Source organism: Citrobacter sp. wls827, from assembly GCF_005280875.1.
Classification (GTDB): Bacteria; Pseudomonadota; Gammaproteobacteria; order Enterobacterales; family Enterobacteriaceae; genus Citrobacter; species Citrobacter youngae.
Map to the genome: position 1 here is coordinate 7,543 of NZ_SZWR01000034.1, position 15,876 is coordinate 23,418.

A 15,876-nucleotide genomic window follows, 5' to 3' on the forward strand; every position below is an offset into this window, starting at 1 on the left:
GGATGGCGGCTTCGCCTAATCCGGCCTACACCGAATCAGGAGTTTTTCTTCTCGCGGCTATGCAGGCCACGCTTCTCCAGACCACGGTAAATCAGCTGCTGCTGAATAATGGTTACCAGGTTGCTGACGATATAGTACAGCACCAGACCTGACGGGAACCACAGGAAGAACACGGTGAAGATGACCGGCATAAAGGTCATGATCTTCTGCTGCATCGGGTCGGTTACGGTGGTCGGAGACATCTTCTGAATGAAGAACATCGTCACGCCCATCAGAATCGGCAGAATGTAGTACGGGTCCTGTGCGGACAGGTCATGGATCCACAGCGCGAACGGCGCATGACGCAGCTCAATGGAGCCCATCAGCATGTAGTACAACGCCAGGAAGATTGGCATCTGGATGATCAGCGGGAAGCAGCCGCCCAGCGGGTTAACCTTCTCAGCTTTGTACAGGGCCATCATTTCCTGGCTCTGACGCTGTTTGTCATCGCCCAGACGCTCACGCATTGCCTGAATCTTTGGCTGCAGCATACGCATCTTCGCCATGGAGGTGTACTGCGCTTTGGTCAGCGGGTACATGATGCCACGAACGATAAAGGTGATAACGATGATAGAGAAGCCCCAGTTACCCAGGAAGCTATGGATCCATTTCAGCAGTTTGAACAGCGGCTGAGAGATGAACCACAACCAGCCGTAATCCACGGTCAGATCCAGGTGCGGTGCAACGGCCGCCATTTTATCCTGAATTTCCGGGCCGACCCACAGGGTGCTGGTCATCGCGCCAGTCTGACCAGGCTGTACCAATACCGGCTGTGATTTATAGCCGATAGCGGCAATGCCGTTACCCAGGTTAGCGGTATAGAAGTTGTTGGTGCCGTCGTTACGCGGAACCCATGCCGTGGCGAAATACTGTTGCAGCATTGCAACCCAACCGTCTTTAGCATTGACGTTCAGGTTTTCGTTGTCAGCAATGGTGTCGAATTTGTATTTCTCATACTTCTCATCCGGCGTGGAGTACGCCGCGCCGCGGAAGGTGTGCAGCGCAAAGTTGCTGCTTCCGGTATCGCGATGAGATGGCAGATTGATGGATTGCTTCAGCTGACCAAAGGTGGAGACTTCCAGCGGTTTTTCGCCGGCGTTCTGCACGCTGTAGTTAACGTTGACAGCATATTCACCACGCTTGAGTACAAACGTTTTAGTGAATGTGTTACCCGCTGCGTCAGTATAGGTCATCGGGATCTGCAGTTCGTTCTGACCGTCAGCCAGTACAAACGCGTCTTTTTCGACGTTGTACAGCGGACGCGGGCCGTTAGCCGGGTTATCCGGACCGTCACGACCTGTCAGGCCACTCTGTGCCTGGTAGATGAACTGTGGCGTGGTTTCCAGTAACTGGAACGGTTCGGTAGAACCGAGTTCTTTCGGGTAAGCTGGCAGTGAAGCCTGTTCCACATCACCACCACGGGTGTTGATGGTCAGATCAAGCACGTCAGTTTTAACCGTAATCAGTTTCCCCTGGCCACTGGCCGGTACGCCCTGGTCGGCGGCGCTACCCGCTGCGGTGGTCGTTGTCTGCGTGGTCTGTTGGGCCTGAGGTTGCGGATTTTTATCCTGCTCCCAGGCTTGCCAGATCATGAAAGACACGAACAGCAAAGCGATGACTAAAAGATTGCGTTGCGAATCCATCGTTAGTGTTCTCTGGTATCAAATGGTCCGGGCGGGACGGGATCGTCACCACCAGGGTGTAAAGGGTGGCATTTTAATACGCGTTTCACCGTCAACCAACTGCCTTTTATCACTCCAAACCTGCGCAATGCCTCAATTCCGTAGCTCGAACAGGTTGGAGTGAAACGGCAATGCGGCCCAAGCAGCGGACTGATCAGGCGTTGATAGACCCGAATGAGGGCTATCAGGACCCGCGAGCCAGGCGACAATGGCGACGCCATAATTTTTCCAACGCTTCCGAGAGAGCACGGTTATCGAGGTCAGCAACCCCTTTTTTCGCCACCACCACGAAATCCATTGCTGGAAGCTCGTGCTGACGTAAACGGAAGCTTTCACGCGTCAGACGTTTAATCCGATTACGTTCATGCGCACGTTTAACATTTTTCTTGGCGACGGTAAGACCGATACGGGGATGCCCCAGCGAATTCAGGCGGCCGAGGATGGTGATTTGCGGCGTGCCAGCCCGTTGTGGCTGCTGGAAGACGAATGTGAAATGAGTGGGAGTTAACAAACGTAACTCCCTGGGAAATGCGAGCTTAACCACTCAGGGGCTAGCTTTTATTACTTAGAAACGGTCAGACGAGAACGGCCTTTAGCACGACGACGTGCCAGAACCTGACGACCATTTTTATTTGCCATACGAGCACGGAAGCCGTGAGAACGGTTGCGCTTCAGTACAGACGGTTGAAAAGTGCGTTTCATGGCGATTTCTACCTAAACTTGAATAAATTCACTGACTTTTGCGTATACCCGAACGAATTTCGAACGACTTACGCCACAGTGTGGGTGATTAAAGAGGCCGGATTGTAATAATTGTACACTCCGGAGTCAATTCTCTTTCCTTATATCCCGTTTTTTTTCACGTGGTTTTGTGTAAAAAACAGGCAGCGTTGACGCCGTAAGGCGACCGTTACTCGCTGGGGGTAAGAATTATACGGGCTGGTGGATAAAGCGCAAGGATCGCACGGGATCTTTATTAGATCGTTTAAGCAGTAAAGCATCTTTACTCATTAATTTTTTCAATATGCGCGCGAAAACCTGCAGCACTTCTCCAGGATCGTTTACACTTAGCCGATTCTGGATCATCCTGTGGATAAATCGGGAAGAATCTGTGAGAAACAGAAGATCTCTTTCTCAGTTTACGCTATGATCCGCGGTCCCGATCGTTTCAATGGATCCTGATCGGGTAAAAATTGCAGATAGCAATTCGCACGTCACCCTTTGCATAGGGTCTTGTCGATGTGCGTCAACAATCATGAATGTTTCAGCCTTTGTCATTTATCGACTTTTGTTCGAGTGGAGTCCGCCGTGTCACTTTCGCTTTGGCAGCAGTGTCTTGCCCGATTGCAGGATGAGTTACCAGCCACAGAATTCAGTATGTGGATACGCCCGTTGCAGGCGGAACTGAGCGATAACACGCTGGCTTTGTATGCGCCAAACCGTTTCGTGCTCGATTGGGTAAGGGATAAATACCTTAATAATATTAATGGATTACTCAATAATTTTTGCGGAGCGGATGCCCCACAGCTGCGTTTTGAGGTTGGCACTAAACCCGTTACGCAAACGCTGAAAACGCCGGTCAACAACGTTGTGGCGCCCGCCCACGTGGCTCAGCAAGTGCAACCGCAACGTACCGTACCGGCAGCGCGCCCTGGCTGGGATAACGTCCCGGCTCCGGCTGAACCTACCTATCGCTCTAACGTCAACGTCAAACATACGTTTGATAACTTCGTTGAAGGTAAATCTAACCAACTGGCGCGCGCGGCGGCACGTCAGGTGGCGGACAATCCAGGCGGCGCCTACAATCCGTTATTCCTTTATGGCGGTACGGGTCTGGGTAAAACCCACCTGCTGCACGCTGTCGGTAACGGCATTATGGCGCGTAAGCCGAACGCAAAAGTGGTGTATATGCACTCCGAGCGTTTTGTGCAGGACATGGTTAAAGCCCTGCAAAACAATGCGATCGAAGAGTTTAAACGCTATTACCGTTCCGTTGATGCGCTGCTGATTGACGATATTCAATTCTTTGCTAATAAAGAACGTTCACAGGAAGAATTTTTCCACACCTTTAATGCCCTGCTGGAAGGTAATCAGCAGATCATCCTGACCTCGGATCGCTATCCGAAGGAGATCAACGGCGTTGAAGATCGTCTGAAATCTCGCTTCGGCTGGGGACTGACTGTCGCGATCGAGCCGCCTGAGCTGGAAACACGCGTCGCGATCCTGATGAAAAAGGCTGACGAAAACGACATTCGTCTGCCGGGTGAAGTGGCGTTCTTTATCGCCAAGCGTCTACGCTCTAACGTGCGTGAACTGGAAGGCGCACTGAACCGCGTGATCGCTAACGCCAATTTTACCGGCCGGGCAATTACTATCGATTTCGTGCGTGAAGCGCTGCGCGATTTGCTGGCTTTGCAGGAAAAGCTGGTCACCATCGACAATATTCAAAAGACGGTGGCAGAGTATTACAAAATCAAAATTGCGGATCTGCTTTCTAAGCGTCGATCTCGTTCGGTAGCACGTCCGCGTCAGATGGCGATGGCGCTGGCAAAAGAGCTCACTAACCACAGTCTGCCGGAAATTGGCGATGCGTTTGGTGGGCGCGACCATACTACCGTGCTTCATGCCTGCCGTAAGATTGAGCAGTTGCGTGAAGAAAGCCATGATATTAAAGAAGATTTCTCCAATTTAATCAGAACATTATCTTCGTGACGCTATGAAATTTACCGTTGAACGTGAACATTTATTAAAACCGCTTCAGCAGGTCAGCGGCCCGCTGGGTGGACGTCCTACACTGCCGATCCTCGGAAACCTGCTGCTGCAGGTTGCTGACGGTGCGCTTTCTCTGACCGGTACCGATCTCGAAATGGAGATGGTGGCGCGCGTGGCGCTGATCCAGCCGCATGAACCTGGTGCGACCACCGTTCCGGCGCGTAAATTCTTCGATATTTGCCGCGGGTTGCCGGAAGGCGCAGAAATTGCCGTTCAACTGGAAGGCGACCGTATGCTGGTGCGTTCTGGCCGCAGCCGTTTCTCGCTGTCCACGCTGCCTGCCGCCGACTTCCCGAATCTGGACGACTGGCAGAGCGAAGTCGAATTCACGCTACCGCAGGCGACGATGAAGCGTCTGATTGAAGCCACGCAGTTTTCAATGGCGCATCAGGACGTGCGTTACTATTTAAACGGCATGCTGTTTGAAACCGAAGGGGAAGAGCTGCGTACCGTGGCGACCGACGGTCACCGCCTGGCGGTCTGTTCAATGCCTGTCGGTCAGCCGTTGCCCAGCCATTCGGTGATCGTACCGCGTAAAGGCGTGATTGAACTGATGCGTATGCTCGACGGCGGCGATAACCCGCTGCGCGTACAGATTGGCAGCAACAATATTCGTGCGCACGTGGGTGATTTCATCTTTACCTCCAAGCTGGTTGACGGTCGTTTCCCGGATTATCGCCGCGTACTGCCGAAGAATCCGGACAAACATCTGGAAGCAGGTTGCGATATCCTCAAACAGGCGTTTGCTCGTGCGGCGATCCTCTCTAACGAGAAATTCCGCGGCGTGCGTCTGTATGTCAGTGAAAACCAGCTGAAAATCACCGCTAATAACCCGGAGCAGGAAGAAGCCGAAGAAATTCTGGATGTCTCCTATCCTGGTACAGAACTGGAAATCGGCTTTAACGTTAGCTACGTACTGGACGTTCTGAACGCGCTGAAGTGCGAAAACGTGCGTATTCTGCTGACCGATTCCGTCTCCAGCGTACAAATTGAAGATGCAGCCAGCCAGAGCGCGGCTTACGTTGTTATGCCAATGAGACTGTAATGTCGCTGACCCGCCTGTTGATCCGCGATTTTCGTAATATCGAAAACGCGGATCTCGCTTTATCTCCCGGCTTTAACTTCCTGGTAGGCGCTAACGGCAGCGGCAAAACCAGCGTGCTGGAAGCTATCTATACGCTCGGCCACGGCCGGGCGTTTCGCAGTTTGCAAATTGGCCGCGTGATTCGCCACGAGCAGGAATCGTTTGTTTTACACGGGCGTTTGCAGGGTGATGAGCGTGAGACGTCGATTGGCCTGACGAAAGACAAACTGGGCGACAGTAAAGTGCGCATTGACGGCACTGACGGGCACAAGGTCGCGGAACTGGCGCACCTGATGCCGATGCAGCTGATCACGCCCGAGGGGTTTACTTTACTCAATGGCGGCCCCAAATACAGAAGAGCATTCCTTGACTGGGGATGCTTTCACAATGAAGCCGGATTTTTCACCGCCTGGAGCAACCTGAAGCGCCTGCTCAAGCAGCGCAATGCGGCACTGCGCCAGGTAAGTCGTTATGAGCAACTCCGCCCGTGGGATAAAGAACTGATCCCACTGGCGGAACAAATCAGCACCTGGCGCGCGGAGTACAGCGCCGGTATCGCGCAGGATATGGCGGATACCTGCCAGCAGTTTCTTCCCGAATTTTCTCTCTCCTTCTCTTTCCAGCGCGGCTGGGAGAAAGAGACAGATTACGCCGAAGTGCTGGAACGCAGTTTTGAACGCGATCGCATGTTGACCTACACCGCGCACGGCCCGCATAAGGCGGATTTCCGCATTCGCGCCGACGGTGCGCCGGTGGAAGATACGTTGTCGCGTGGGCAGCTCAAGCTGCTGATGTGCGCCTTACGTCTGGCGCAAGGGGAGTTTCTGACCCGTGAAAGCGGGCGGCGCTGCCTGTACCTGATAGATGATTTTGCCTCTGAACTGGATGACGCGCGTCGCGGACTGCTGGCCAGCCGCTTAAAAGCCACGCAATCTCAGGTCTTTGTCAGCGCAATCAGCGCTGAACACGTTATAGACATGTCCGATGAAAATTCGAAGATGTTTACCGTGGAAAAGGGTAAAATAACGGATTAACCCAAGATAAAATGAGCGAGAAACGTTGATGTCGAATTCTTATGACTCCTCCAGTATCAAAGTCCTGAAAGGACTGGATGCGGTGCGTAAGCGCCCGGGTATGTATATCGGCGACACGGATGACGGCACCGGTCTGCACCACATGGTATTCGAGGTGGTAGATAACGCTATCGACGAAGCGCTCGCGGGTCACTGTAAAGATATCGTGGTAACGATTCACGCTGACAACTCCGTGTCCGTTACCGATGATGGCCGTGGTATCCCAACCGGTATTCACCCGGAAGAGGGCGTTTCGGCAGCGGAAGTTATCATGACCGTTTTGCACGCAGGCGGTAAATTCGATGATAACTCCTATAAAGTTTCCGGCGGTCTGCACGGTGTGGGTGTTTCCGTCGTTAACGCCCTGTCACAGAAGCTGGAACTGGTGATTCGTCGTGAAGGCAAAGTGCATCAGCAAACTTACGTGCACGGTGTGCCGCAGGCGCCGCTGGCAGTAACTGGCGAAACAGAAATGACGGGGACTCAGGTCCGTTTCTGGCCAAGCCACGAAACCTTTACCAACGTCGTTGAGTTCGAATACGACATTCTGGCTAAGCGTCTGCGCGAGCTGTCATTCCTGAACTCCGGCGTGTCTATTCGTCTGCGCGATAAGCGCGATGGCAAAGAAGATCATTTCCACTACGAAGGCGGCATCAAGGCGTTTGTTGAATACCTCAACAAAAACAAAACGCCGATCCACCCGAATATCTTCTACTTCTCCACCGAAAAAGACGGTATTGGCGTTGAAGTTGCGCTGCAGTGGAACGATGGTTTCCAGGAAAACATCTACTGCTTCACCAACAACATTCCGCAGCGTGATGGCGGTACTCACCTTGCAGGCTTCCGTGCGGCGATGACCCGTACCCTGAACGCCTACATGGACAAAGAAGGCTACAGCAAAAAAGCGAAAGTCAGCGCCACCGGTGACGATGCCCGTGAAGGCCTGATTGCCGTTGTTTCCGTGAAGGTACCGGATCCGAAATTCTCCTCCCAGACCAAAGACAAGCTGGTCTCTTCTGAGGTGAAATCGGCGGTAGAACAGCAGATGAACGAACTGCTGAGCGAATACCTGCTGGAAAACCCGTCTGACGCGAAAATCGTCGTCGGCAAAATTATTGATGCGGCGCGTGCTCGTGAAGCGGCACGTCGTGCGCGTGAAATGACCCGCCGTAAAGGTGCGCTGGACTTAGCGGGTCTGCCGGGCAAACTGGCGGACTGTCAGGAACGCGACCCGGCTCACTCTGAACTGTACCTGGTGGAAGGGGACTCAGCGGGCGGCTCTGCGAAGCAGGGACGTAACCGTAAAAACCAGGCGATTCTGCCGCTGAAGGGTAAAATTCTTAACGTTGAGAAGGCGCGCTTCGACAAGATGCTCTCTTCTCAGGAAGTGGCGACGCTGATCACCGCGCTGGGCTGCGGCATCGGTCGCGACGAGTACAACCCGGACAAACTGCGTTATCACAGCATCATCATCATGACCGATGCGGACGTCGATGGCTCGCACATCCGTACGTTGCTGTTGACCTTCTTCTATCGTCAGATGCCGGAAATCGTTGAGCGCGGCCACGTCTACATTGCGCAGCCGCCGCTGTACAAAGTGAAGAAAGGCAAGCAGGAACAGTACATCAAAGACGATGAAGCGATGGATCAGTACCAGATCTCTATCGCCCTTGATGGTGCTACGCTGCACACCAATGCCCACGCGCCAGCGCTGGCGGGTGATGCGCTGGAAAAACTGGTTTCTGAATACAACGCCACGCAGAAAATGATTGGCCGTATGGAACGCCGTTTCCCGAAAGCGCTGTTGAAAGAACTGGTTTATCAACCGACGCTGGCTGAAGCCGATCTCACTGATGAAGCGAAAGTCACTGCCTGGGTTTCCCAGCTGGTTAACGTGCTGAATGAAAACGAAATGCACGGCAGCACCTGGAACAGCTTTGTGCGTAAAGACGCTGAACTGAACCTGTTCGAGCCGGTGATCCGCGTGCGTACCCACGGTGTTGATACCGACTATCCGCTGGATCACGAGTTTGTGACCGGCGGCGAATACCGTCGTATCTGCACGCTGGGTGAGAAACTACGTGGCCTGATCGAAGACGATGCGTTTATCGAACGTGGCGAGCGTCGTCAGCCGGTTGCCAGCTTCGAGCAGGCGCTGGACTGGCTGGTGAAAGAGTCCCGTCGTGGCCTCGCAATTCAGCGCTATAAAGGTCTGGGCGAGATGAACCCGGAACAGCTGTGGGAAACTACCATGGATCCGGAAAGCCGCCGTATGCTGCGCGTTACCGTGAAGGATGCGATTGCCGCTGACCAGTTGTTCACCACGCTGATGGGTGATGCTGTTGAACCGCGTCGTGCATTTATCGAAGAAAACGCCCTGAAAGCGGCGAATATCGATATCTAACATGTACCTCAGGCCTGCTCCTGTAGGCCTGATAAGCGAAGCGCCATCAGGCAGTTCGTCTGCGTTTGCCGGATGGCGGCTCAGGCCCTATCCGCCCTACCATCGATTGTCAAAAGGGGAATCCCGATTCCCCTTTCCATCCCCCTTTTCGTAGCTGTTTTTTGAGCGGAATCGCGTTAGCATGAGGATGGACTCATTTAATCTGGGGAACTCATGGCTATCAAACTTATTGCTATCGACATGGATGGCACACTTCTGCTGCCCGATCACACCATTTCACCAGCGGTCAAAACGGCGATTGCCGCGGCACGCGCGCGAGGTGTGAATGTGGTGCTGACCACGGGGCGCCCGTATGCTGGCGTCCACAGCTATCTGAAAGAACTGCATATGGAACAACCCGGTGACTACTGTATTACCTACAACGGCGCGCTGGTGCAGAAAGCCGGAGATGGAAGCACCGTCGCGCAAACCGCGCTGAGCTATGATGATTACCGCTTCCTGGAACAACTCTCCAGGACGGTCGGCTCGCATTTCCACGCACTCGATCGCAATACTCTGTATACCGCCAACCGTGATATCAGTTACTACACGGTGCATGAGTCTTTTGTCGCGACCATCCCGCTGGTGTTCTGTGAAGCAGAGAAAATGGACCCGGCGACCCAGTTCCTGAAAGTGATGATGATTGATGAACCAGAAATCCTCGATCAAGCCATCTCGCGTATTCCAGCAGAGGTAAAAGAGAAGTACACCGTGCTGAAAAGTGCGCCATATTTCCTCGAAATTCTGGATAAACGCGTCAATAAAGGCACTGGCGTGAAATCGCTGGCCGATGCGTTAGGAATTAAAGCCGAAGAGGTGATGGCGATTGGCGATCAGGAAAATGATATCGCGATGATCGAATACGCAGGCGTAGGCGTTGCAATGGATAATGCTATTTCGTCGGTGAAAGAAGTGGCTAACTTCGTGACGAAATCCAATCTTGAAGACGGCGTAGCCTGGGCGATTGAGAAATACGTTCTCTCCTGATACACGTATGCCTGGCTTCGGCCAGGCATAAAACATTAAGAATGTTATAAAAATCATGTTTGTATTATCAGATGTGAAATCGCACATTAATCCCCCCACTTAGCACGTAACTTCTATACTCTCCCCCCTTCTTTTATATTCGGGCGATTCCTGCCTGCAACTATGTTTCCTTATGACTAACACACGCATCCGCCTGGTGTTGATGACGTCTTCCTGTTTGGCTTTTCAGGCCTGGGCTGTGACGGATTCTGGCTCAACATTGACACCGCTGTATGACTATCAGGACGATGGTCAGGCTACTTCTTTGCCGACAAAACCCGCGGCTAAACCAACCACAAGCCACTCTGTTTTGCCGTTTTTAGGTGAGGAGGCACGTAAACGAGGCTACGACCTGCCTGAGCCGTTTGGCGTGAATATTAACTACATGAATATCAGGCAAAACATTAATGTAGACAGCATCAATTTCAACGGTCTTTCCCTGCGCGGTCACTCGTTGGATAACGCGTTTAAAATCAACGTCGGCAACACCCGGGAGAGAAGTAAAACCGAAACCTTAAAACTGGATGCCTGGCTGCTGCCCTTTATGAACGTCTATGGTCTGATTGGCTATACCGACGGACACTCTGTTTCGCAGATAGGTGTAGGAATCAAAGGACCACGTAAATACCGTACACCAGCCAATTTGCAGAATCTGGCATTTCAGCTCGACTTTAAAGGCACAACCTACGGTGTAGGAACGACTCTGGTTGGTGGAGTGGGCAACTGGTTTACGGTTTTTGATGCCAACTATACGCAAACACAGTTCGATATCCTTGATGGCAGTATTAATGCCTTTACCATCTCTCCGCGTGTAGGTTATCGCTTTACCACTCCCGGCATGGAGACCCTGCACATGCCATCCGGTAAGTTAAATCTGTGGGTGGGCAGCATGTATCAGGATGTGCAGCAAGAATTTAGCGGCAACCTGAACGATCTCACGATGCCTTCTGCGGCGCTGCAAAAAATGGTGGATATTGCGAACAAGGATAGCAATGGTCGCTTCGATGTTAAACAACACCTGCAATCCCCCTGGAACGTGCTGGTAGGCGCGCAATATGAGTTGACCCGCAACGTTAATATCACCACCGAAATTGGCTTCGCCGACCGTAATAGCTTCTTTGCTGCGGGAGAGTATCGTTTTTGACGCGCATCGGCCTGCTTCTGTTTTTCTGCCTGTTTGCCGGATACGTTCAGTCGGCGCTGCCGACCCGCAATGAGATTGACGGCTGGCTGAATAAACTGGGCGCCAGCGATAACTTTAACGCCACTAAAGGTATCGACTGGGGAGTGATGCCTGGGCCGTTTTATACCCCAGAACTGGGGCTGGGGATCGGGACGGCGGTAGTGGGGATGTATCGACCCGATCCTAACGATACGGTGAGTCAAAACTCGACGCTGACGTTGAGCGGCTACTTTAGCTCAACGGGGGCCTTTGGCATCACGATGCAAAATTATGCTTTTTTCGCCGACGATCGCTGGCGTTTCTTTCTTAATGGCGCATTAACAGATACCCCAACCTACTACTGGGGGCAGGGTTTTAGCGCCGGAGATAAAGATAGCCAAAAACAGCAATATACCGCTCAGGTCCTGGATTTGCGTCCAACGCTATACCGGCGGTTAGCGCCTAACATCTATCTGGGGGTCGGCTGGTCGCTGAATACCCAGCATGCTGCGCAAATGGACGACAACGATCCGCCGAAAATTGAAACTACGCCGCAGGGGGCATCGGTTCTCAGTTCCGGGAGTAGCGTGGAACTGAGCTGGGACGATCGTGATTTCGTACCCAATCCACGTAAAGGGCAGTATGCCGATGTGCGCTACACCTGCTTTACTCCTGAGGTGGGGAGCGATACCCGGTTTGATGAATACCAGTTGCATTACAGTCGTTACCACTCTCTGGACGATAAAAGCGTGCTGGCATGGGAGGCGGATGGCACGTTTACCCAGGGAGCAGTGCCGTGGAGCATGATGCCGCTGCTCGGTAGCAATCAACGCATGCGCGGTTATTACGAAGGGCGCTATCGGGACAAGAATGTCGTCAGCGGGCAACTTGAGTATCGCCGCAAGCTCGATTGGCGGCACGGCGTGGTCGGTTGGCTGGGTGCAGGGACTATGGGGCCATCATTTAGTGCGCTGGACGACGGACAACTCCTGCCCTCGGCAGGAGTCGGTTATCGCTTTGAATTCAAGCCGCGCGTCAACGTACGCCTGGATTACGGCATCGGCAAAGGCAGCAGCGGTTTCTATTTTCAGGTCGGAGAGGCATTTTGAGCAGGTTGCTGAAAACTATGTCGTTACTGGCATCACTTCTCGCAGGCAGCGCTGGGGCGGCACTGCCAGTGGCATTAGATCTGTCTCCGCAGGTAACAACGAGAGCGACCACCGCGTGGCCTGCTATGCCGCCACAGCCACTGCCTAAAGGGTTACGTCCTTGCTGTGCATTTGGCTACAACTTGCATGCGGAATTGCTGGGCATGCCGGTACCGTTTTATCAGCTGGATAACGTGGTCCCGGCGAGCCACCTTGGATTGCATCAGTACAACGATAGCATGCTGGCCGGGCTGGAAAACCTGACCGGCTTAAGCCGTGAAAATAACGGCATTCTCTACACCACGCACGGTGGCTTTATTGATACCGCCCACGTGCGTGATACCGCTGATATGACGGTCTATATCTTTAGTCAGATCCTGCCGAAACTGGGGCAGGCTTTTACGCTCGATCTGGATAGCGAACTGGCCCAGCGTCGGTTAGTGTTTAATGCCTTTACACCACCAACCGATCCTGTCGCGCGTTACACGCTGGCAGCCTGGCTGGCCGCTCATCTGGCGTTTCAGGTCGCGGAGTGGCATGAAATTGCGCAATGGTACGGTTTTGAGTCTGTTCCCGGATTTTCTGAAGGTGTTTCTGCATTTTCGCCAGAGGATCTTTACTCCAATCTGCTTGGTGCCCGCCTGGCGGTGTCGCTGATTCTGGAGGGGCAAACAGTTTCTCAGGGGGTTTACGAGGTGGCGATGGGGACGGCACTTCGCCAGGCTCTTGTCCATCTTGGCGCTCAGTCGCCGGAACTCACCCGTTTCCATTTCGATATGCTGGACGGCCGCTGGTGGAACAGTCGGCGTCGGGTGCCGGAAAAGTATCTGGTGCTGCGGCGTAACTATCAGATGGGGGATAATCGTTTGCCGACACGCGTGCCTGGCGAGCGGGCTGTTCTGCAGCGACTGGCGCTGCCGCACCGCTGGCAGGGCGTTGATCTCAATGCTGTCGGAGAGTTGCAACTGTGGCCGGGTACAGCAATGGAGCAGTTACCGCCACCCATTCGTTACTATACGTTCGAGGACTTCCCCGCTTTGGCTGTGAACGCTCAGCAAGCTGATGCGCTTGCGGCCCGCTAAAGGCTTATGGGATACGCGCTGTGCGTGGTAAAAAGGAGCGGTATTTTTCGTCCGGGACACCACCATGAAACAAATCACCTTTGCAGCGCGTAATCATCAGCTTACCAATATCAACACCTGGACACCGGACAGCCAGTGGCTGGTCTTTGATGTGCGTCCTTCCGGTGCATCGTTTACCGGAGAGACGATTGAACGCGTCAATATTCACACCGGTGAGGTGGCGGTGATTTACCGTGCTACGCAAGGCGCACACGTCGGCGTGGTGACCGTTCATCCAAAAGCTGAAAAATATGTGTTCATTCATGGACCAGAAAACCCTGATGAAACATGGTATTACGATTTTCATCATCGCCGTGGAGTGATTGCTACGCAGGCAGATGTGGGGAATCTGGATGCGATGGATATTACTGCGCCGTATACCCCAGGCGCGCTGCGCGGCGGTAGTCATGTGCATGTTTTTAGCCCAAACGGCGAGTTTGTCAGTTTCACCTATAACGATCACGTGCTACATGAGCGCTCACCGGCGCTGGATTTACGCAATGTCGGCGTTGCTGTGCCGTATGGGCCGGTGAAGGTCTCCGCGCAGCATCCCCGTGAATACAGCGGGAACTCTTGGTGCGTGCTGGTGAGCCAGACGACACCAACGCCAAAACCGGGGAGCGATGAGATTAACCGCGCTTATGAAGAAGGCTGGGTGGGGGATCATACGCTGGCCTTTATCGGCGACACGTTGTCTGTCAGTGGCGAAAAAGTACCGGAACTGTTTATCGTTGATTTGCCACGCCATGAAAGTGGCTGGAAACAGCCTGGCGAGGCACCTCTGGAAGGAACGGAAGCAACAATGCCTGCGCCACCAGCCGGCATCGTTCAGCGCCGTCTGACGTTTACTCATGATCACGCCTTCCCGGGGCTGGTGAATCAACCGCGGCATTGGGTGCGCAGTAATCCAACGGCAGCCGAAATTGCGTTTCTGATGCGTGATGACAACGGTATCGTGCAGTTATGGTTGATTTCCCCACAGGGAGGAGAACCGCGTCAGCTTACCCGCTGTGACACGGATATTCAGTCAGCATTCAACTGGTATCCGTCGGGAAAATGGTTGGGATTTGTACTGCAGAACAGAATCGCTTGTTGTGATGCGCAGACGGGAGAGATTGAATTTTTAACGACCAGCCATGGCAACCCACCTTCAGCAGATGCGATCGTCTTCTCTCCTGATGGCCGACAGGTTGCATGGATGGAAGACGTCGACGGTTTCCGCCAGCTATGGGTGACAGAAACCAGACGTTAACTTAAGGCGCAGGCATTTGAGCTGGGGGGATAACGGCGTTGGTGGCTTGCGTTCTCTCCTCGCTCTTTTCTACGCGAGATCGAACCGAGTTATCTTTGCGAAAGAGATCCCACGGAAGCAGTACCGTATCCAGAACCGCGGTAAAAGGCATATCCAGAATCGCCAGCGATTTTGTTCCCCAGTTTGTATCACTTTCGCTAATCATTGTGGCGCTGGCGCGCGTGCCAGGATATATCCCTTCTTTCCCTCCGGTATGTGACATCACGCTGGAACAGCCGCTGATAAAAACCATCCCGCTGCACATCATCAGTGTTAACACTATTTTTTTTATCATCATTATTTCATCTGCTAATCATCGTGTTTGCAGGGTGAGTTAAAGCGATCCGTTGCGAAAATAACATCACCATCTTGTCGCACTGTGGCGGCAATCGCGATTTAACGATAACGACTGCTCCCCCCAGTGTATGCAATAGACAACAAACTGCAAAAAAAGTCAGAGGAGTACGCTTGAAAAGTTTGTATTAAGACCCATTTTTAGGGTGTAGACAAATGAAGGGCATGCCTGATGGGTGTCCTGGCTACCTGACCTGTCCAAGATGGAAGGTCCAACATTCTCGCTGATTTCAGGAGCTATTGATTATGCGTAACTTTGATTTATCCCCGCTATACCGTTCTGCTATTGGATTTGATCGTCTGTTTAACCTGCTGGAAAACAACCAGGGCCAAAGCAATGGTGGCTACCCTCCGTACAACGTTGAGCTGGTAGACGAAAACCACTACCGCATTGCGATTGCCGTTGCGGGCTTTGCTGAAAGCGAGCTGGAAATTACCGCCCAGGATAATTTGCTGGTGGTGAAAGGCGCGCATGCGGACGAGCAAAAAGAACGTACTTACCTGTACCAGGGTATTGCCGAACGCAACTTCGAACGCAAGTTCCAGTTAGCGGAGAACATCCACGTTCGCGGCGCAAACCTGGTAAACGGTCTGCTGTATATCGAGCTTGAGCGCGTGATTCCTGAAGCGAACAAACCGCGCCGCATCGAAATCAACTAATTTATCTGTCGGGCCGCTTGC

The 15,876-nt window shown here is 53.0% G+C and carries 15 protein-coding genes and 1 other annotated feature; of the genes, 10 read left to right on the top strand and 5 right to left on the bottom strand.

Features of this window, described 5'->3' with window-relative positions; genetic code table 11:
- Window positions 1-35 precede the first annotated feature (35 nt).
- From yidC to rpmH, 4 genes are read right to left on the bottom strand one after another with little or no spacing between them, the layout of a single operon-like run.
- Entirely contained in the window at window positions 36-1,682 is a 1,647-nt protein-coding gene (gene yidC / locus FDX03_RS21635) for a membrane protein insertase YidC (RefSeq protein WP_048213774.1), read from the bottom strand.
- 2 nt (window positions 1,683-1,684) lie between these two features.
- On the bottom strand, window positions 1,685-1,942 hold the full coding sequence (gene yidD, locus FDX03_RS21640) for a membrane protein insertion efficiency factor YidD (RefSeq protein ID WP_003023846.1): 258 nt from the start codon (window positions 1,940-1,942) through the stop codon (window positions 1,685-1,687).
- A complete protein-coding gene (gene rnpA, locus FDX03_RS21645) occupies window positions 1,906-2,265 on the bottom strand; it encodes a ribonuclease P protein component (protein WP_003844432.1) in 360 nt (119 codons plus the stop codon). Before rnpA ends, yidD begins: the two co-directional genes overlap by 37 nt.
- Window positions 2,266-2,282: 17 nt before the next feature.
- A complete protein-coding gene (rpmH, locus tag FDX03_RS21650; RefSeq protein WP_003023858.1) occupies window positions 2,283-2,423 on the bottom strand; it encodes a 50S ribosomal protein L34 in 141 nt (46 codons plus the stop codon).
- A 606-nt stretch (window positions 2,424-3,029) separates the two neighbouring features.
- Here rpmH and dnaA point away from each other — a divergent pair.
- The 9 genes from dnaA (at window position 3,030) to FDX03_RS21695 (ending at window position 14,802) form a co-directional block, all read left to right on the top strand.
- Entirely contained in the window at window positions 3,030-4,433 is a 1,404-nt protein-coding gene (gene dnaA, locus FDX03_RS21655; RefSeq protein ID WP_061066893.1) for a chromosomal replication initiator protein DnaA, read from the top strand.
- A 4-nt stretch (window positions 4,434-4,437) separates the two neighbouring features.
- Entirely contained in the window at window positions 4,438-5,538 is a 1,101-nt protein-coding gene (gene dnaN, locus FDX03_RS21660) for a DNA polymerase III subunit beta (protein WP_005121477.1), read from the top strand.
- A complete protein-coding gene (gene recF / locus FDX03_RS21665; protein ID WP_048213772.1) occupies window positions 5,538-6,611 on the top strand; it encodes a DNA replication/repair protein RecF in 1,074 nt (357 codons plus the stop codon). The genes dnaN and recF overlap by 1 nt, the downstream gene beginning before the upstream one ends.
- Before the next feature lie 28 nt (window positions 6,612-6,639).
- Window positions 6,640-9,054 (top strand): DNA topoisomerase (ATP-hydrolyzing) subunit B, encoded by a 2,415-nt coding sequence (gene gyrB / locus FDX03_RS21670; protein ID WP_048213771.1) that lies wholly within the window; start codon window positions 6,640-6,642, stop codon window positions 9,052-9,054.
- A 213-nt stretch (window positions 9,055-9,267) separates the two neighbouring features.
- Window positions 9,268-10,080, top strand: a complete 813-nt coding sequence (yidA, locus tag FDX03_RS21675) for a sugar-phosphatase (protein ID WP_048213770.1) — start codon at window positions 9,268-9,270, stop codon at window positions 10,078-10,080.
- Between the two features lie 172 nt (window positions 10,081-10,252).
- A complete protein-coding gene (locus FDX03_RS21680) occupies window positions 10,253-11,263 on the top strand; it encodes a hypothetical protein (RefSeq protein ID WP_137346568.1) in 1,011 nt (336 codons plus the stop codon).
- Between the two features lie 5 nt (window positions 11,264-11,268).
- Window positions 11,269-12,390 carry a BamA/TamA family outer membrane protein gene (locus FDX03_RS21685; RefSeq protein ID WP_249357146.1) on the top strand — a complete coding sequence of 374 codons (1,122 nt, stop codon included), beginning with the start codon at window positions 11,269-11,271 and terminating at the stop codon, window positions 12,388-12,390.
- A 17-nt stretch (window positions 12,391-12,407) separates the two neighbouring features.
- Window positions 12,408-13,511 (top strand): DUF4056 domain-containing protein, encoded by a 1,104-nt coding sequence (locus FDX03_RS21690; protein WP_061066891.1) that lies wholly within the window; start codon window positions 12,408-12,410, stop codon window positions 13,509-13,511.
- A gap of 64 nt (window positions 13,512-13,575) precedes the next feature.
- Window positions 13,576-14,802, top strand: a complete 1,227-nt coding sequence (locus tag FDX03_RS21695; protein WP_137346570.1) for a DUF3748 domain-containing protein — start codon at window positions 13,576-13,578, stop codon at window positions 14,800-14,802.
- 1 nt (window position 14,803) lies between these two features.
- On the opposite strand, the gene FDX03_RS21700 is transcribed toward FDX03_RS21695, so the two are convergent.
- Window positions 14,804-15,136 (bottom strand): YceK/YidQ family lipoprotein, encoded by a 333-nt coding sequence (locus FDX03_RS21700; RefSeq protein ID WP_162873168.1) that lies wholly within the window; start codon window positions 15,134-15,136, stop codon window positions 14,804-14,806.
- A 239-nt stretch (window positions 15,137-15,375) separates the two neighbouring features.
- Window positions 15,376-15,448, top strand: a sequence feature (ROSE (Repression Of Heat Shock gene Expression) occurs in the 5'-region of heat shock genes and acts as an RNA thermometer to modulate expression.).
- On the opposite strand from FDX03_RS21700, the gene ibpA reads away from it, so the two are divergent.
- Window positions 15,442-15,855, top strand: a complete 414-nt coding sequence (ibpA, locus tag FDX03_RS21705) for a small heat shock chaperone IbpA (protein WP_040231504.1) — start codon at window positions 15,442-15,444, stop codon at window positions 15,853-15,855. (Overlaps the previous feature by 7 nt.)
- Window positions 15,856-15,876 lie beyond the last annotated feature (21 nt).

Bases quoted from the DNA above. Each gene is read 5' to 3' on its own strand.
- FDX03_RS21690 (WP_061066891.1), top strand. From the start codon at position 12,408: ATGTCGTTACTGGCATCACTTCTCGCAGGCAGCGCTGGGGCGGCACTG.
- yidA (WP_048213770.1), top strand. From the start codon at position 9,268: ATGGCTATCAAACTTATTGCTATCGACATGGATGGCACACTTCTGCTG.
- rpmH (WP_003023858.1), bottom strand. From the start codon at position 2,423: ATGAAACGCACTTTTCAACCGTCTGTACTGAAGCGCAACCGTTCTCAC.
- FDX03_RS21700 (WP_162873168.1), bottom strand. From the start codon at position 15,136: ATGATAAAAAAAATAGTGTTAACACTGATGATGTGCAGCGGGATGGTT.
- yidD (WP_003023846.1), bottom strand. From the start codon at position 1,942: ATGGCGTCGCCATTGTCGCCTGGCTCGCGGGTCCTGATAGCCCTCATT.
- yidC (WP_048213774.1), bottom strand. From the start codon at position 1,682: ATGGATTCGCAACGCAATCTTTTAGTCATCGCTTTGCTGTTCGTGTCT.
- dnaN (WP_005121477.1), top strand. From the start codon at position 4,438: ATGAAATTTACCGTTGAACGTGAACATTTATTAAAACCGCTTCAGCAG.
- FDX03_RS21680 (WP_137346568.1), top strand. From the start codon at position 10,253: ATGACTAACACACGCATCCGCCTGGTGTTGATGACGTCTTCCTGTTTG.
- FDX03_RS21695 (WP_137346570.1), top strand. From the start codon at position 13,576: ATGAAACAAATCACCTTTGCAGCGCGTAATCATCAGCTTACCAATATC.
- recF (WP_048213772.1), top strand. From the start codon at position 5,538: ATGTCGCTGACCCGCCTGTTGATCCGCGATTTTCGTAATATCGAAAAC.
- gyrB (WP_048213771.1), top strand. From the start codon at position 6,640: ATGTCGAATTCTTATGACTCCTCCAGTATCAAAGTCCTGAAAGGACTG.
- ibpA (WP_040231504.1), top strand. From the start codon at position 15,442: ATGCGTAACTTTGATTTATCCCCGCTATACCGTTCTGCTATTGGATTT.